Below are 17,507 nucleotides of genomic sequence, written 5' to 3'. Positions count from 1 at the left end.
AGGCGACGCTAAGCGCCGCCCCATGCATTCAAACAAACCGATGATACCGTTCACGCCAGACGATTTACGCCTCAACGCGACGATACGTCACGAACTCATAATCGACACCCTCGTCGCCCTCGCCCGAGGCAATCGTGGCAACACCGTCACGCCGCGCAATCTCCCACGCGGGATCGGCATCCAGATCGGGAAAGTACGTATCCACGGCATGCACGCAATGGTCATGCGTAACCTCGGCCTCGGCGCAATACGGCAAAAACTGCCGATACACCTCGCCGCCACCGATCACCCACGCAACGGGCTCATCGGATACCGCGGCGAGCGCTTCGTCGACGCTATGCACCACGTCGACGCCCTCGGGAGCAAAGTCCTCATCGCGCGTGAGCACGATATTACGACGGTTCTTGAGCGGACGCCCGCCGGGGAAACTCAGCAGCGTCTTGCGTCCCATAATGACCGGGCAGCCTTTGGTGCACGCCACAAAATGACGCATGTCGGCACGGTTGGACACCACCATGTCGCCCTCGCACCCAATGCCCCAATCATCACACACGGCGACAATGGCGGAAAGCTTACACGTCATGCGCGTCACCTACACCGCAATGGGGATGTTCTTGACCTGTGGGCCGTGCTCATAGCCCTCGACGATCAGATCATCGGTCGTAAACGCATAGAAGTCATGTACATCGGGGTTAAGCGTTACCTTAGGCGCAGCAAACTGCGGACGCTCGATAAGCTCGCGGACGATATCGACATGACGGTCGTAAATGTGGGCATCGGCGATTACATGCAACAACTCGCCGGGAATCATATCGACCGACTGCGCAACCATCATCAGCAAAATGGCGTACTGGCACACGTTCCAGTTGTTCGCGGCCAAAATGTCCTGGCTACGCTGGTTGAGAATCATGTTGAGCGTCGGCTTGTCATCCTGCGGGCGCTGCGTCACGTTATACGTCACGCTGTAGGCACACGGATACAGGTGCATCTCGGACAGGTCACTAAACACATAGGTGTTCGTCATAATGCGGCGGCTGTACGGCGTGTTTTTAAGGTCGTACAGAACGCGATCCATCTGGTCAAAGTCACCCTCGGCATAATGGCTCTTCTGCCCAATCTGATACCCGTAGGCCTTGCCGATGGAGCCAGTCTCGTCGGCCCACTCATCCCAAATATGGCTGTTGAGGTCATGGACGTTATTGGACTTCTTTTGATAGATCCACAGGATCTCGTCCATCGCAGACTTAAGCGCCGTGCGGCGCAGGGTAAGCGCGGGAAACTCCTCGCGCAGGTCGTAGCGAGCCGTAACGCCAAAGTTTTTAATGGTATAGGCAGGGGTGCCGTCCTCCCACACCGGTCGGACCTTTTGTCCCTCGGTGGTGGTGCCATGGTCCAGAATATCGCGGCACATGGCCACAAACTGCTGATCAGCCTTGCTCATTGACCCTCCTGTCAGTCGCCTATAAGCGAGATTCATTGTAGCCCAGGCACATGCGGCCCCACAGCCCAAACATAAGCCCTCATTTTCTGGCATATGCCAGAAATTCCTTGCGCAAATCAGCGCGTTCGCTATTCTATTGTTGACATATGTCAGATAAGGAGGACACATGGCAGGAAGACGCGAGAAACTGCGCCGCGTCGGGATCATCCCCGAATACCGCGGCTTCACCCCCGACGGCCTTGCCAGCGGAGACGCCATCGATATGACGGTCGACGAGCTCGAGGTGCTGCGCCTGTGCGACCTGGAAGGCCTCAATCAGGAGGCCGTCGCCCAGCACATGGGCATTGCCCGTGCCACGGTGGCAGCTATTTGCAGCCGAGCGCATCGCAAGGTGGCAAACGCGTTGGTCAATGGTCGGGCGCTCATCATCGAAGGCGGCAATATCGTGTACTCCCCCATTACCACGGCAACGGCCGTATGGCCAGCAAAGGAGATCGACACCATGAGGGTGGCAACCACGTACGGCAACGGCAACATCTTTATGCACTTTGGCCGCAGCGAGCAGTTCAAGATCTACGACATTCAGGACGGCAAGGTACTCAACGAGCAGGTCGTGGGCACCGGCGGTACCGGCCACGGCGCACTTGCGGGCCTGCTCGCCAACGGCGGCGTGGACACGCTCATCTGCGGCGGCATCGGCGGTGGCGCTATCAACGCGCTTGCCCAAGCCGGCATCACGGTATACGCAGGTGCCCAGGGCAGCTGCGACGCTTGCGTCGAGGCCCTTATCGCCGGCACGCTCGCACAGAACGGCGAGGCCACGTGCGGTTGCCACGGCCACGACCACGAGCACACCCACGAGCATGGCGATTCCTGCGGCTGCCACGGCCATCACGAGCACGAGGGTCACGAGGGTTGCAGCTGCCACTAACGGCACGACACGCGACCTCGGGGCGCGACGCTGAACGCAACCCAACAATCAAAGCCAACAACAAAGGCCACCCGGTAGCTTCCGAGTGGCCTTTGCCATATCAAGCTGGAATTACAGCTCTATTTCTTATTACGCATCTGCGCTTCCATCTGGCGCAGCAGCTCCATATCGGACTTGGGACCGCCCGTACCCAGGCCGCCCATGCCGCCCAGACCCATAGCGTCCAAGCCAGGGATATTGGGCATGCGCATCTTCTTGCCCTTCTTGCCCTTTTTGCCCTTTTTGCCGCCGGCCTGTGCCTGATTGGCCATCGTGCGCATGCGGCCCATCATCTTATTCATCTCGCCCCACTGCTTCATAAGGCTGTTGACCTCGGTGGGGGTTACGCCGGCTCCCTTGGCAATGCGGGCGCGGCGCTGGCCGTTGATGATGGAGGGACGCAGGCGCTCCTCCTTGGTCATCGACATGATGATGGCCTCGTTCTTATCGAAGATGCCCTCGTCCAGGTTGCCGCCCATCTGGTTTAGTGCACGCTGACCACCGGGGAGCATGCCCAGGATACCTTTCATGCCGCCCATCTTCTTGACGGCTTTCATCTGGTCGAGCATATCGTTCATGGTAAAGCCCTCGCGCAACATGCGCTCGGCAGCCTCGAGCTGCTCTGCATCGGCTGCCTCCTGGGCCTTCTCGATGATGCCGACGACATCGCCCATGCCCAAGATGCGCTTGGCCATGCGGTCCGGGTAAAACGGCTCAAGCGAGTCGGGTTTCTCGCCCATGCTCACAAACTTGATGGGCTTACCGGTCACCTGGCGCACCGAAAGTGCGCCACCGCCACGGGCGTCGCCGTCGAGCTTGGAGATGATCACGCCGTCAAAGTCGGTGCGCTCGGCGAAGGTCGAGACGACGTTGACGATATCCTGGCCGGTCATGGCATCGACGACCATCAGCACCTGGTCGGGCTTGACGGCCTTCTTGATGTCGACGGCCTCCTGCATCATCTGCTCGTCGATCTGCAGACGACCGGCGGTATCGACGATGACCACGTCACGCAGGTGGTCGACGGCCTCCTGGATGGCGCCCTTTGCGATGTCGATCGGGTGCGCTCCGTCACCGCGGAAGACCGGCACGCCGATCTCGCCACCGAGCGTGGCCAGCTGGTCGGCAGCGGCGGGACGGTAGACGTCGCACGCGGCGAGCAGCGGCGAGCGGCCCTGCTTCTTGAGCAGGTAGGCCAGTTTCACGGCCGCCGTGGTCTTACCGGAGCCCTGCAGGCCCACGAGCATGATGACATTGGGAATGCGGTTGCTAAAGACGAGTTTGCTCTCGGTTGAGCCGAGCATCTCGGTGAGCTCGTCGAGCACGATCTTGACGACGTTTTGCGCCGGCGACAGCGACTCCATGACCTCGGCGGTCATGCAGCGCTCCTTGGTCTTGGCAACGAACTCCTTGACGACCTTAAAGTTAACGTCGGCCTCGAGCAGCGCCATGCGAATGTCGCGCATGGCCGAAGTAATATCGGCCTCGGTCAGCTTACCCTTGCCGCGCAGGCGGTCAAATGTGTCGTTGAGGCGATCGCTCAGAGAATCAAACACTAGTCACTCCTTAGTTGGACTCGCCCACCAGGGCGCGGCAGAAATCTTTGGCGTTAAACTCCTGCAGGTCATCGACCTGCTCGCCCACGCCGATGCGCAGGATCGGGAGCTTGAGCTTCTCGGCCACGGCCATGGCGATACCGCCCTTAGCCGTGCCGTCGAGCTTAGTCATGATAATACCGTCCAGGCCCAGCGCCTCGTTAAACTCGAGCGCCTGGTTCAGACCGTTCTGACCAGTGGCGGCATCGATCACAAGCACGACCGAGACGGGCATGGGGCCGGCGGCCATATTGGCGGCGCGCTTACGCGTCACGTTGACCACCTTGGCGAGCTCGCGCATGAGCTCGGGGCTCGTGTGCAGACGGCCGGCGGTATCAATGAGCACGAGGTCGCTGCCGCGCTTATCGGCCTCGTCGAGCACGTCATAGCACACGCTCGCCGGATCGGAGCCGCGGTCACGCTTAATGACGAGGACGCCGGCGCGCTGGCCCCACACATCGAGCTGCTCGATGGCGGCGGCGCGGAAGGTGTCGGCCGAACCGATCACCACGTTCTTGCCGCGGGCGGCCATGGCGCTCGCAATCTTGCCGACCGTGGTGGTCTTGCCGGCACCGTTAATGCCCACAAACAGCACGCAGCTCGGCGTATCGGAAAACGGATCGCGCTTAACAGGCACAAAATGGCCCTCGAGCTGCTCGGCCAGGGCGCGGCGAAGCTGCGGGGCGGTCTTGAGGTTCTTCTTGGCCGCGGCGTCGCGCAGGTCATCGGAAACCTGAATAGCGACCTCGGCACCCATGTCACCCATGACGAGCGTGTCCTCAAGATCCTCCCAAAAATCCTCGTCGACCTCGCCGCCAAAGTAGAAGACCTCGTTGAGGGCCTCGCGGCTGCGCTCGAGTCCGCGCGAGAGTGCGTCAAAGAATCCCATTATGCATTCACGACCTTTCCGGTTTCGCGATCGAGTTTTTGCGAGACGACGCGACTGACGCCGTCGGCTTGCATCGAGACGCCGTAGAGAACGTCAGCATCCTCCATAGTACGGCGCTGATGCGAGATTACCAAGAGCTGCGTATCGGAACGCAGCACATCGAGGGCGCCGATGAGCTTGGACAGGTTGGCGTCGTCGAGCGCAGCCTCGACCTCGTCCAGAACATAGAACGGCACCGTGCGCGTACGGTATACGGCAAAGAGCAGGGCAAGCGCCGTCAGGCTCTTCTCGCCACCCGACATGAGCATCATCTTGGTGATACGCTTGCCGCGCGGCTGCGCCACGACCTCAATGCCCGTCTCGGCCGGATGCTCGGGATCGGTCATCTCAAGGTGAGCCTGACCGCCTGGGAAGAGCATGGCAAAGATCTCGCGGAAGTTCGCATCAACCTTCTCAAACGTCACTAGGAACGCCTTGCGCATCTTGCGATCGATCGCCACGGTGATCTTGGTAAGCGCCTTGCGCGCGCTCTCCAGATCGGCCAGCTGTTCCTCGATGTAATCGGCGCGGCGCTTGAGCTGCTCGTACTCTTCCATGGCAACCTGGTTCACAGGACCCAAGTTGTTGATTTGACGAACAAGCTGGTTGAGCTCGCGCTCGGCGGCATCGCGATCGGTGGGCGCCGGCAGCATGAGCGCTTCCTCGAGCACCGTAGTACCGTCGGCGGTGATGGCCTTGATGGCAGCCTCGACCTGCACCTCGAGCTTGCCGCGCGCCACCTTGAACTCATTTTGCGTCGTGGCGGCAACATCGACCCTCTCTTTGGCGCGGGCGACCTCGGTCTTGGCGTCCTCGATGGTCTTCTTAAGCGAAGCCGAGTCCGCCTCCTCAAGCGATGCCTGATCGCGCAGGCGCGCAGCCCAGTCCGAGGCGCGCTCCAACAGGGCAGAATAGCGCTCATGCATGGGATCGACGCGAAGGCGCAGCAGCTCGAGCGAGCGTGAGGCCTGACGCGTCCCGCGGATACGACGGTCGATACCCTCAAGGCGATGCTCAAGATCGGGCACGCGGCCCTTCAGCGAACGCAGGCGCTCGCTCGTCTGCGCCAGGCGCACCTTAGCGTCGGCGAGCTTACCGGCGGCCTCGGAGTCATCGCGCCGAACGCGATCGAGATCGTCGTTGGCCTCGGCAATCTGCAAGCCCAAGTCACTCGCCTGCGCACGGGCCTCGTCACGTGAACGGGTAAGTTCATCCACGCGCGGACGTGCGGCACGTACGGCCTCGGCAGCCTGCTCGCGGCGCTTGGAAATCCGTACCCGCTCGACCTCGGCATTGTTGGCACTCTGCTCCAGGCGGCCGATCTCGGACAGCAGGGAGCGACGCTCGCCCTCAAGGCGGGCAATCTCGCCGGCAGCATCGCCCTCGGCAGCATGGGCCTCCTCAACGACAGTATTGGCCTCGACGACCTGATCCGAAACATGCTCAAACACGGCAGCGAGATCGGGCTCCAGGCCTTCCAGCTCGCGGATACGACGTTTACGCTCCAAGGCACCCGAAGCCTCGCCGGCATCAAGCCCCACGCGAACCAGGCCGCCACAGCTCACGCGGGCACCATCGGGCGTCACGTAGGTCACACCGTCAACGACGGGCGCGGCCAGCGCGGTGGCCAAATCATCGACCACGTAATAGCCGCCGAGCAGTGCCTCGACAACCGGACCATAACCGGCGCGCACGGACAGGCGGCCAACAAGACGGGTACCGGCGGCACCCTCGGCGGCCGCAGAGCCACTCACGCCGCGCGCCACCAGCAGCGCCTCGCCCGAGGCCTTCTTCTGATCCAGGGCAGCGCGACCGGCGCGCTCAAGCGTAGCGGCGTCATCAAACAAAAGAGCATCAATATCGCCGGCAAGCAGCTGCTCGACCAAGCCCTCGAGCTCACGCGGTGCCTCGAGCACTTCGCCCAGACGGCCCGAAACATCGTCGCCCAGCGCGCCCACCAGACGGCTTACGAGCGGTGAGCTATCAGCCATGCGGGCATCGAGTTTCTTTTGGCTGGCAAGCTCCGAGCGAACCTCAGACAGCTTGTTGCGCGCCTCGCTCTCGCGGGCACGCAGGTCCTTGAGGGCAGCGCGCGCCGTCTCGGTGGCCTCGCGCGCATCAATCTGGGCCTGACGAGCCGCCTCAAGGGCGCTCTCAAGCTCCTCAGCACGGTCGCGACGGCTATCAAGCGATGCCGTGACCTCCTCGAGCTGCTCATCGATCTGCTCCAGGCGCGAGGCGTACATGTTGTCCTCGACCTCGGCATTGGAAAGCGAATCCTTTACCTTGGCGAGCTCGAGCGCAGCATCATCGGCAACGCGCTGCACATCGCGCTGCTCGCGCGTAAGCTGCGAAATCTGATTGTCGAGCGCAACGCGACGCTCGTGGAGCTCGGCGGCGGCAGGACCGGCGGCGTCAACGTCCTCCTGGGCCTGCATATGCGCACCGGTCACTTCCTCAAGCTGGGCACGCGCATCCTCGAGCTCCTCGACCACGCGACGGCGCTGATGCTCGGAGCTCGAAATCTGGCCGCGCATGTCGGACAGGCGCGACACCATGTTATGGCCCTTTTCCTCGAGCAGACGCATGTCGGAGTTAATGCGACCGACCACATCTTGCATATGGCGGCGCTGCTCGCCCAAGTCGCCCACAAACAGGCCCTTTTCTTCGAGCATGACCTGGAGCTTCTCGAGCTCGCGCTCTTTCTCACCCAGGCGGTACTGCGCGAGCTCCAGCTCGGCGGCGCCCTCCTTAGAGCGGCTCTCCAAGTCGTTCCACTGCGCTTGAAGCGAACGCAGCTCGTCGACGGCCAGTATCTGCGTAAGCTCGTTCGCGCGCGAGGACAGCTCTTTGTACTTGCGCGCGCGATCGACCTGACGCTCCAGCGGTCGCAGCTGACGGGCGATTTCCTTGTTGATGTCGCGGGCACGCGTCAGGTGCTCGTCCATCGACTTGATCTTTTTGAGCGCACGCTCCTTGCGACGCTTGTGCTTGGAGATGCCGGCGGCCTCCTCAATGAGGGCGCGGCGCTCCTCGGGGCGGCTCTGCAAAATGGCATCGAGCTTGCCCTGGCTGATAATGGAATGCGTATCCTTGCCCAGTCCCGAATCGTGCAGAATGTCCTGGATGTCCATCAGGCGGCACGGGCTCGAGTTGATGAGGTACTCACTCTCGCCCGAGCGATACATACGGCGGGTGATAGCCACCTCGTCAAAGTCGACGGGAAGCATATGGTCCGAGTTGTCGAGCACCAGCGTGACCTCGGCCACACCCACCGGTTTACGCGCCGACGAGCCCGAGAAGATGACGTCTTCCATGGCCTGGCCGCGCAGCTGCTTGGCGCTCTGCTCACCCAGGACCCACAGAATCGAGTCGGATATGTTCGATTTTCCCGAGCCGTTGGGACCGACGATGACGGTCAGGCCCGGCTCAAACGTCATATGGGCGCGGTCGGCAAACGACTTAAACCCTTTGAGCGTGAGGGACTTGAGATACACGGTTCCTCGCTTAAACAGGCTTCTTGTTCAGAATCACGCCGTTGGTGGTGTAGCCCATGCGGTCGAGCGCCTCGAGCGCGGCAGCTCCCTCTGCTTCCTTCTTGGAGGAACCGGTGCCGCGGCCCTGGCGGATACCGTCGATGAGCACCACGGCGGTAAAGGTCGGTGCGTGCGCCGGGCCCTCAGAGCCAACGAGCTTGTACGCCGGAGGCTCGTGGCCGTCGGCCTGCACGCACTCCTGCAAAAACGACTTGGGGTTCGCAGGATGCTCGGCGCGCTCGGAGGCCAAATGGGGCTTAAGCGTGCGGTGGATGAACTCTGCCGCAACGTCCCAGCCGGCATCCAGGTACAGGGCGCCCACGAGCGACTCGTAGACGTTCTCGAGCGCCGAATGCAGGCCGCGCGCGCCCGTGCCGGTCTCGGAGGCACCAAAGATGATGATGTCGTCGATGCCCAGCTCATGGGACACCTCGGACAGCGTGGCACCCGAGACGAGCGACACCTTCAGGCGCGTAAGCTTGCCCTCGTCAAACTCCGGATAGGACTCAAAGAGCGAGCGGGCAACCACGGCGCCCAAAATGGAATCGCCCAAAAACTCAAGGCGCTCATAGCTCGCCGAGACGGGCTGACCTTCCACGGCAGAGGGGTGCGTGAGCGCCGCGCGCAGCAGCACCTTGTTATTGAACTCGTGGCCCAGGATTTCCTGGGCGCGCGCGAGTCGTTCAGACAATGCCAAGATCTAGGCCTCCTTGGCGTTTTCGATCGCGTCGACGGCGTCGGCGACAGAATTGAGCGACAGCAGGGTCTCGTCGTCGATCTCGAGGTCGAACTCGTCCTCGATGGCCGTCACCAGCTGCAGACGCTCGAGCGAATCGGCATCGAGATCGTCGAAGGTGGTCTCGTCGCTTATATCGGCAACGTCGACACCCAGCACATCGGCGGCGATTTCGGCGATCTTATCGAAGATTTCGGAGCGGTCCATAGCGCTTCCTCTCGTATTGTGTGAACATCAACGCGCTGGCGCCGCAAGCGCAACGCCAAGACACGGTTTTGATTCTACCCCACGACGAAGGCCGCGAGGCACATAACAGCGCCCTAACTCGCTCCTACAAAACGATGCCGTCCATAGAGTTGGCGACGTTCTCGACAAGCCCGGCGCGCACGGCCTCCGCCGCGGCGAGCGTACCGTTTTTGACGGCCTCGACCGAGGTGGCACCGTGGCCGATCAGGACCACGCCACGCAGGCCCAGCAGAATGGCGCCGCCCTTAGCATCGCCCGAGAGCTTTGCCTTGATCTCGCGCATCTGCTTTTTGATGAGCAGTGCGGCGATCTTGGTGCCGAGCGAAGCCATAAAGGCGCCCTTGAGCTCCTGCAGCAAGAACTTGGCAGCGCCCTCAGTTGCCTTAAGGGCAATGTTTCCCGACATGCCATCGGCAACGACGACGTCAAAATTGCCCGACGTAAGATCGGTGCCCTCGCAGTTGCCCACAAAGCCGGGAACGGCGGCCTTCATGGCAGGGAAGCACGCCTTGGTAAAGTTGGAACCCTTCTCATCCTCGGTGCCGTTGCCGAGCAGACCGACGCGAGGATGCTCAATGCCCAAGACGACGCGCGCATAGGCGCTACCCATCTGGGCAAAACGCACCATGTCGTCGACCTCGACATCGGGGTTGGCGCCCATGTCGCACAGGACCGTCAGGCCGCCGGCGCGGTTGGGCAGCGCATTGGTGAGGCACGGACGCACCGGCTGCTTCTTGCCATCGGCCTGATACCTAAATGGCGTCACGTAGGCGGTGGCGGCAGCGGTCATGGCGCCGGTGGAGCCGGCAGAGAAGAACGCGTCCGCGTTACCCTTCTTAATAGCGCGGCAGGCAAGCACGATCGAGGACTTGCGCTTGGTCATCACGGCTCGAATGGGATCGTCATCCATGGCGATAATATCGGGCGCCTCCAAGGCCTCGACGCGCGAATGGGAGGCGGCAAAGGGATTGACGATTTCGGCGGGACCGGCAGCCAGGACCTCAATATCCTGATCAGCTGCCAGGGCAGCCTCAATACCATCGAGGACAACCTGTGGCTTCTCGTCTCCACCCACAACGTCTACACAAACGCGAACGTTACTCATATACATACTCCTTATACAAAAATGGCCGACTCATTGAGCCGGCCATTGTGGTTCCAGTTGGAACGGCATCGCATCCAGAGAATACAGTTACTCGGTAACGATAACCTCGCGGTCCTTGTAGAAACCGCAGCTGGGGCACACGTGGTGCGGAAGCTTGACAGCACCGCAACGGGGGCACGTGGACTGAGCCGCAGCCGAGATCTTCATGTTGGCGGAACGACGGGTGTGAGTGCGGATACGACCCTGCTTTTGTTTAGGTACGGGCATAGTGACCTTCCTTATGAACTATCCAGTGTGGCGATTACGCGCAAGTAGCAATACTACCACAGTTTTACTCGTCAAGCTCGAGATTCTTCAATGCTGCAAATGGATTTTCCGTGGCAGCAGCCCATTCGGCCTCTGCCTGGGCGGCGCAATCGCATTGCTCGACGTTGAGATTGATGCCGCACGTGGGACATAGGCCGCGACAATCGGGCTTGCACAGGACAACGAACGGCGTATCCATGACGACCGCGTCGTTAATGGGCTCACCCAGATCGACGATGCGATCCTCGCCCAGCAACTCGTAGCCGTCTTCGTAGGCCTCGGGGTCCTCGGGCTCGTTAAAGAGATAGAATTCCTCAATCTCACCGGCAATATCAAACGAAGCGGACTCAAGGCAACGGTCGCACTCACCGGTTGCGTGAGCGCGGACCATACCCGTAAGCAGAACACCGGTGCCGGCATTGGTAAAGACCACGTCGTAGTCGATGCCGTCCTGCAGCTGGTACTCCTTCTCGCCCACCGTATAGGTGGCGACATCGACCTTGCCAGTCAGCGGATACGAGTCTCCGGGAAACTCGAGCTGCTCGGAAAGATCGACGGTAACGCTCGGGAACTCAGCCATTACCACTGACCATTCTGCTGGGCGGCACCCTCGTTAAGCTGCTGACGGCAACGGGTCACCGTACCGGTCAGGCTCTTGAGGTTTTCCTCGAGGTGCGTAAAGACCTGCTCGGCGTAGTCCTCGGCGGCATAGCGCGTCTCGCGTTCATACTGCTGGGCACGGTCGCGGATATCGTCGGCCTGCTGCTGCGCTAAGCGGACGATCTCCTGCTCACCGGCAATGGTGAGGGCCTGCTGCTGAGCATCGGCGATAATGGAATCGGCCTGAGCGGCGGCGGAGGCCATAAGCTCCTCGCGCTCCTTGAGAATACGGCGGGACTTCTGCCATTCCTCGGGATAGCTCATGCGGATCTCGTCGAGGATGTTAAAGAAGACGTCGGCGTCGATAACCTTCATCTGGGCATTCTTGCCGAACGGCGTCTTAGCCTCTTCGATGAGCCCCTCGAGCTCGTCGACAAGACTCACGATCCTGTCGCCAGGAAAATTCTCGCCCGGCATCCGGTCTCCTTTCATAGGTAACATATCATCGTGTTAGTTTACCACATGCCACCAGGCATTAAAAAACGTCACGAAAAGCGATGTTTGAGCGCCTTGACCACATTGGGCGGAACAAAATTAGAGACGTCGCTACCGAGCGAGGCAATCTGGCGAACCACCGAGCTCGAGATATAGCCGTACTGCGGCGCACTCATGACAAAGATGGACTCCAGCTCGTTATCCAAGCGGTAGTTGAGGTCGGCCTGCTGCAGCTCGTACTCAAAGTCGGTCATAGCACGCAGACCCTTGACCACGGCTCCTGCTCCCTGTTCGCGGGCAAAATCGACCAAGAGGCCGGTGAAGGGTAGCACCTCGACGCCGTCAATATCACCGAGCGCCTCACGGGCCAGCGCCACGCGCTCATCGAGCATAAAGGTGGTGCCGACGCCGTTTTTTCCCTGCGACTCGGCAACGGCCACGATCACGCTGGGAAAGATGCGGCGGGCACGGCGAATCACGTCGATGTGGCCAAACGTGATGGGATCGAAGGTGCCTGGGACGATTACGCGGTTAATGGTGTCACTCATGAGCATCCTCCGTGGGTGCGTCGCTATCGTTGCCATCATCCTCGCCGTTACCAAGCCAACGAAGCAGGTCGACCGAAGTTATTCCGTAGCGTTTCTCACGCACGATCTCAAAGCCTGCCGGATGCGCACCCGCATCGGCGGCAGCGTGCTCGAAGAGCGCATAGGCACCCGGTACCAGCAAGCCTTGCTGAGCTAGATTTTGTAGCAGCTCCTCGACCGGCTCAGCGCCAAAAGCATAGGGCGGGTCGAGCAGGACCAGGTCAAAGGGACCGCCCGGCACGCGGCCGCGCGAAGCGCTTGCCAGCACGTCGCCGCCCACCACACGCCAACGCGCACGGTCACGGCAGAGCGACTCGATATTCTTGGTAATCAGACGAGCAGCGTTGCGATCGATCTCGAACGTGGTGAGCGAGCGGGCACCACGCGAGAGCATCTCAATGCCCAAGGCACCGGAGCCGCCAAAGGCATCCAGCACGCGGACCTCGTCCAGATCGAAGTCGAATGTCGACATGACCATAGATGCGCACGCCTCGCGCACGCGATCGGTCGTGGGGCGGGTGACATCGCGACCACGGGGCTCCTCGATCTTACGACCGCGCCATTCGCCGCCGATGATTCTCATCCTCCGCTGACCTCCTTAAAGATGTGCCGATACCGCGTGGCGACCGCATCGCGCAAGGGACGCGTCGCCACGGAGTCAAGGTTGCAAGCATACCGCAAGAGCTCGACCGCGTCCAAATGGGCCCACTCGATCAATTCCTCGTCGGCATCGAGATCAACAAAGCGCAAAGTCACGCCGCCATGCTGGCGGTAACCCAGGATTTCACCCTCGTGGCGCAGACGCAGGTCCATCTGGGCGAGTGTAAAGCCGTCCGAGGTCTTCTCGAGCGACTGGAGGCGGTCCTGTGCCGCGGACGCGCCGCCGTTGCCCTTGGAGTGCGTCATGACCAGGCACGTACCCGACACGCTGCCGCGGCCCACGCGCCCGCGCAGCTGGTGCAAGGCCGCCAACCCAAAGCGCTCGCCATTCTCGATGACCATGACGGTGGCGTTGGGCACGTCGACGCCCACCTCGACCACCGTAGTCGAGACGAGCACATCGATCTCGCCACGCTTAAAGGCATCGATGACCCGGTCCTTCTCCCCCGACGGCATGCGACCATGAAGACGCTCGATGGTAAGCCCCGGTAATGCCAGACGAAGGCGATCGAGCTCGGTCGCCGTGTCATGCAACGGCACGGGCACGGTCACGCGGCCTTCGTCGTCGCGAGCAATGCCGGGTACGTCTTCGAGCTCATCGGCCGAATCGCTCGGCTCCACGAGCGGACAGATCACGTAGGCTTGTTGTCCCTTTTCGTGCGCCTCGCGAATGGCGCCATAGGCCAGGTCACGACTCGACTCGGTGAGGACGCGCGTCGTCACGCCGGCACCCGGAACGGGACGATGGCGGATGATGCTCGTATCTAGGTCGCCGTACACCGAAAGCGCCAGCGTGCGCGGAATCGGCGTTGCAGTCATGACCAGCAAGTCGGCACCCGGGCCCTTTGCGCGTAGAGCGTTACGCTGGCCCACGCCAAAGCGGTGCTGCTCGTCGATCACCACAAGCGACAAATGCTTGAACGTGACGTTCTCCGAAAGCACCGCATGGGTACCAAAGAGCACATCGAGCTCGCCAGACTGGAGTCGAGCATGAATCTGTTCACGCTCGGCCGCCGGCGTGGCGCCCGTCAAGAGCGCCCAGGTCACGCCAGCCTGCGAGAGCAAGGGGCCGGTCTTATCAGCATATTGACGCGCCAGCACGCCCGTGGGCGCCATAACGCACGCCTGGGTGCCGCTATCGGCCGCAACCGCCAACGCGCAGGCGGCAACGGCGGTCTTGCCGGTACCGACGTCGCCCAGCAGCAGACGGTTCATCACGCGACCGCCATCGCACATGTCGTGCAGGATGTCTTGGAACGCGCCCTCCTGCTCGTCGCTCAGCGAAAACGGCAGGGCCTGTTTAAGCGCAGTCAAATGCTCTCCCGCGGCATGCGCATAAGGCACCACGTCGACCATACCGCCATCGTTGCGCAGACGCAGTGCGAGCTGCAAGCAGAGACACTCCTCGTAGGCAAGACGACGGCGTGCGATGTCACGCTCGGCCATGCTCGAGGGAAAGTGGATCGAGCGCAGCGCACGGGCATTGCTCATGAGCTTCCGCTTTGCGCGCAGCGGCGCGGGAATGGGATCGAACGGATTGGCAGCCACTTCGAGCGCACCGCTCACGATACGGCGCATCCATGCCTGACTCACGCCGTCACTCACGTAGTGGACCGGCAAAATGGTACCCGCGGCACGCCCGTCCTCGAGCTTTTCAAAGTGGGGCGAGGCCATCTGCTTAAAACCGTAGGCAAACTCGACCTTGCCCATCACGGCCAGGCGATCGCCCCGCTTAAGCTGCTGGGCAATCCAGGGCTGGCGGAAAAAGGCGACCTGCAGCACGCCCGTGTCATCCACGAGCGACACCTCGGTCACCTGCATGCGCGGACGAGGCTGCTTTTGAACAATGCGATCGACCGTGGCAATGATGGTGCACACGGTGCCGATGGGTGCCATCTCGATGGACCATGAGCGGGTGAAGTCCAGATATCGATGCGGGATATGGAGAAGGAGGTCCCCCACCGTCCGAATTCCCAGACGGCGAAGGGCCTCCTCACGTTTACCCGAAACATATTTGAGTCGCGCGATATCCTCGTCGAGCGCATTGCTCTGGGCAAAGCGCTCCGAGACGCGCGGCACGGAGCACAGCTCGGACATGGGCAGATGCCTACTCGATCGAGAAGATCACGGGATAGAGCGGCTGCTCGCCACGATGGGCATCAATCTCCAGGTCGGGCTGAGCCTCCTCGATGGCGTCGACAATCTCCTGGAAGGCCTCGTCGGACAGCTCCTCGCCGGCCAGAATCGTCAGCGCGTCGCCCTCCTCTTCCTCCTGCATGCGGTTGATGCAGTCGAGCGTGACCTGCTTCACGTCCGCACCGACCACGTCGATGGAACCGGCAATGATACCCATGACGTCACCGGAGTGAATCGGCGAGCCGTCGGAGGCGCTGGAATCGCGCACGGCACGGGTGACCTCGCCATCACGGACCTCGCTGATGGCGTCGACCATGGCGGCAACGGCGTCCTCGAGCTCGGAATCGGGCAGGACCGCGAACAGCGCGGAGAAGGCCTGCGGGACGGTCTTGGTGGGAACGACGGCGACCTTCTTGTCGGTGCAGGCGGAGGCAGCGGCCTCGGCAGCCATGCGGATGTTGCCGTTGTTGGGCAGGATGATGACCGAGGTCGCGTTGACCTGGTCGACGGCGCCCAGCAGGTCGGCGGTCGAGGGATTCATGGTCTGGCCACCCGACACGATCACATCGACACCGAGGGACTTGAGGATGTCGGCCTCGCCAGACCCGGCCGCAACGGCAACAAAGCCCAGGGCCTTCGCGGGCTCGGCGGCCTTCTCCTGGTCCTCATGGATCTTAGCGGTACGGTCGTGGGCCTCCATCTCCATGTTGTGGATAAAGACCTCGTAGATCTGACCAAGCTGAAGCATGTGCTCAAGCACCAGGTTGGGGGTGTTGGAGTGCACATGGATCTTGTAGTCGGGATAGGCGCCCACGAGAAGCTCGCAGTCGCCCATGGAGCCCAGGAACTTCAGGCACTCGTCCTCGTCAAAGGGAGCGTCGGCCTTAAAGAGGAACTCGTTGCAGTAGCGGAACTCCGAGCCCTCCCAGTCGTCGTTGGCCTCGATCTCAACACGACCAAGGGCCGCGTCGCGGGCAGAGCCGGCAGAATCAAACGTGGCGGAGAAATCCTCAACAACGGTGCTGCGGCCAAGCGCGGCGGCAACAAAGTTCTCAAGGAAAATAGCAAAGCCGAAGGCGCCGGAGTCAACTACGCCGTTCTCCTTCAGAACGGGCAGCAGGTCGGGCGTGCGGGCGACAGACTGATATGCCTCGACGACGATAGCGTCGAGCGCGTCCTCGGCCGAGAACTTCTTCTTCTCGCACTCGTCGGCCTTGGTCGAGACATCGCGCAGCACCGTGAGGATCGTGCCCTCGATGGGCTTGCGGACGGCCTGGAAGGCGACCTTGACGGCTCGGCGGAACGCATAGGCGATGTTGGCGGACGTAATGGGCTCATCGGCAGAAACGAGACCCTCAGCCACACCGCGCAGGATCTGCGAGGTGATGACACCGGAGTTGCCGCGGGCGCCCATCAGGGAGCCATGGGTGATGGCGCCGGCGATGGCCTCCATGTCGGCGTCGGCGGGAAGAGCGGAGAGCTCCTTGGTCACCGAGGCGAGCGTGAGCGACATGTTGGTGCCGGTGTCACCGTCGGGCACGGGGAAGACGTTGAGCTTATTGATCTCCTCGGCCTTGTCGGAAACGGCAGCCGCAGCGATCGGAAAACAGGTGCGAATGGTCTTTGCAATCATGGGTATTTGAATCTCCGTTTTCGGATGCTAGTTCAGACGGCTCTTGAGCGCGTCGATATGGATGCCGATCTTAAGGCTGGCGGGATCGATCTGGGCGATCTCCTGCAGGGTGAAGGCAACGGAGCTCGAAAGATTGTGGCAGACGGACTTCATGTTGACGCCGTTCTCGAGCACGACGTGAAGATCGACCGCAAGGCCGTTCTCGTCGGCGGAGACAAGCACGCCCTTGCGGAGGCGCTGACCGGCAAGCAGGCGCACGCTCTCGGCGCCTTGGAGCTGCTCAGCCATACCGACGACGCCATAGCACGTCATCGCGGCATAACCGGCAATATCGGCAATAACGTCGTTCGAGACGCTCAGGCTGCCGTTAATGGTCTCAGACACAAGAATCTCCTTATCTGGTGCTCGCGGCACCATGTCGTGGGAGCAATCATTGCATTATTCTACAACGACCGCGCCATGTTGAGGTGGTGGGTCGCGGGATTACATCCTCGACACGAAATGTTGATATGGCAACGTTCGAGTCAAGTGGT

17 protein-coding genes are annotated in these 17,507 nt (G+C 61.6%); 1 reads left to right on the top strand and 16 read right to left on the bottom strand.

The annotated features are described in order from the left end of the window. Positions 1-64 precede the first annotated feature (64 nt). The gene (locus CSV91_RS02365; RefSeq protein ID WP_099431649.1) at positions 65-583 is read right to left on the bottom strand and encodes a dihydrofolate reductase; all 519 of its coding nucleotides are present in this window, start codon (positions 581-583) and stop codon (positions 65-67) included. Between the two features lie 9 nt (positions 584-592). After that, entirely contained in the window at positions 593-1,441 is an 849-nt protein-coding gene (gene thyA / locus CSV91_RS02360) for a thymidylate synthase (RefSeq protein WP_089571709.1), read from the bottom strand. A 166-nt stretch (positions 1,442-1,607) separates the two neighbouring features. On the opposite strand from thyA, the gene CSV91_RS02355 reads away from it, so the two are divergent. After that, entirely contained in the window at positions 1,608-2,372 is a 765-nt protein-coding gene (locus tag CSV91_RS02355; protein WP_099431648.1) for a DUF134 domain-containing protein, read from the top strand. Positions 2,373-2,491: 119 nt separating this feature from the next. On the opposite strand, the gene ffh is transcribed toward CSV91_RS02355, so the two are convergent. From ffh to CSV91_RS02285, 14 genes are all read right to left on the bottom strand, one after another. Continuing rightward, on the bottom strand, positions 2,492-3,967 hold the full coding sequence (gene ffh / locus CSV91_RS02350) for a signal recognition particle protein (protein ID WP_099431647.1): 1,476 nt from the start codon (positions 3,965-3,967) through the stop codon (positions 2,492-2,494). A gap of 10 nt (positions 3,968-3,977) precedes the next feature. Continuing rightward, entirely contained in the window at positions 3,978-4,895 is a 918-nt protein-coding gene (ftsY, locus tag CSV91_RS02345) for a signal recognition particle-docking protein FtsY (RefSeq protein ID WP_099431646.1), read from the bottom strand. After that, positions 4,895-8,431 carry a chromosome segregation protein SMC gene (gene smc, locus CSV91_RS02340; RefSeq protein ID WP_099431645.1) on the bottom strand — a complete coding sequence of 1,179 codons (3,537 nt, stop codon included), beginning with the start codon at positions 8,429-8,431 and terminating at the stop codon, positions 4,895-4,897. The genes ftsY and smc overlap by 1 nt, the downstream gene beginning before the upstream one ends. 10 nt (positions 8,432-8,441) lie before the next feature. Continuing rightward, positions 8,442-9,167 (bottom strand): ribonuclease III, encoded by a 726-nt coding sequence (gene rnc, locus CSV91_RS02335; RefSeq protein ID WP_099431644.1) that lies wholly within the window; start codon positions 9,165-9,167, stop codon positions 8,442-8,444. A 3-nt stretch (positions 9,168-9,170) separates the two neighbouring features. After that, positions 9,171-9,413, bottom strand: a complete 243-nt coding sequence (locus CSV91_RS02330) for an acyl carrier protein (protein ID WP_022094015.1) — start codon at positions 9,411-9,413, stop codon at positions 9,171-9,173. Between the two features lie 124 nt (positions 9,414-9,537). Then, a complete protein-coding gene (gene plsX, locus CSV91_RS02325; protein ID WP_099431643.1) occupies positions 9,538-10,557 on the bottom strand; it encodes a phosphate acyltransferase PlsX in 1,020 nt (339 codons plus the stop codon). A gap of 87 nt (positions 10,558-10,644) precedes the next feature. After that, positions 10,645-10,824, bottom strand: coding sequence for a 50S ribosomal protein L32 (gene rpmF, locus CSV91_RS02320; RefSeq protein ID WP_022094017.1), 180 nt, complete (start codon positions 10,822-10,824; stop codon positions 10,645-10,647). Between the two features lie 64 nt (positions 10,825-10,888). Further along, positions 10,889-11,443 carry a YceD family protein gene (locus CSV91_RS02315; RefSeq protein ID WP_099431642.1) on the bottom strand — a complete coding sequence of 185 codons (555 nt, stop codon included), beginning with the start codon at positions 11,441-11,443 and terminating at the stop codon, positions 10,889-10,891. Further along, the gene (locus CSV91_RS02310; RefSeq protein ID WP_022094019.1) at positions 11,443-11,940 is read right to left on the bottom strand and encodes an ATP synthase subunit B family protein; all 498 of its coding nucleotides are present in this window, start codon (positions 11,938-11,940) and stop codon (positions 11,443-11,445) included. Before CSV91_RS02310 ends, CSV91_RS02315 begins: the two co-directional genes overlap by 1 nt. A gap of 68 nt (positions 11,941-12,008) precedes the next feature. After that, positions 12,009-12,506, bottom strand: coding sequence for a pantetheine-phosphate adenylyltransferase (coaD, locus tag CSV91_RS02305; protein ID WP_099431641.1), 498 nt, complete (start codon positions 12,504-12,506; stop codon positions 12,009-12,011). Further along, complete coding sequence (rsmD, locus tag CSV91_RS02300; protein ID WP_099431640.1) at positions 12,499-13,128, bottom strand: 16S rRNA (guanine(966)-N(2))-methyltransferase RsmD; 630 nt, start codon at positions 13,126-13,128, stop codon at positions 12,499-12,501. Before rsmD ends, coaD begins: the two co-directional genes overlap by 8 nt. Next, the gene (gene recG / locus CSV91_RS02295) at positions 13,125-15,302 is read right to left on the bottom strand and encodes an ATP-dependent DNA helicase RecG (RefSeq protein ID WP_099431639.1); all 2,178 of its coding nucleotides are present in this window, start codon (positions 15,300-15,302) and stop codon (positions 13,125-13,127) included. The genes rsmD and recG overlap by 4 nt, the downstream gene beginning before the upstream one ends. Positions 15,303-15,312: 10 nt before the next feature. Beyond that, positions 15,313-16,974 carry a DAK2 domain-containing protein gene (locus CSV91_RS02290; RefSeq protein ID WP_099431638.1) on the bottom strand — a complete coding sequence of 554 codons (1,662 nt, stop codon included), beginning with the start codon at positions 16,972-16,974 and terminating at the stop codon, positions 15,313-15,315. Between the two features lie 27 nt (positions 16,975-17,001). Then, positions 17,002-17,391: an Asp23/Gls24 family envelope stress response protein gene (locus CSV91_RS02285; protein ID WP_172622429.1), complete on the bottom strand. Its 390-nt coding sequence runs from the start codon at positions 17,389-17,391 to the stop codon at positions 17,002-17,004. Between the last annotated feature and the right edge of the window lie 116 nt (positions 17,392-17,507).

Source organism: Collinsella aerofaciens (assembly GCF_002736145.1).
GTDB classification, from domain to species: domain Bacteria; phylum Actinomycetota; class Coriobacteriia; order Coriobacteriales; family Coriobacteriaceae; genus Collinsella; species Collinsella aerofaciens_A.
Note: the sequence above shows the minus strand (reverse complement) of the source record. Positions and strands in the feature narration are given on the sequence as shown.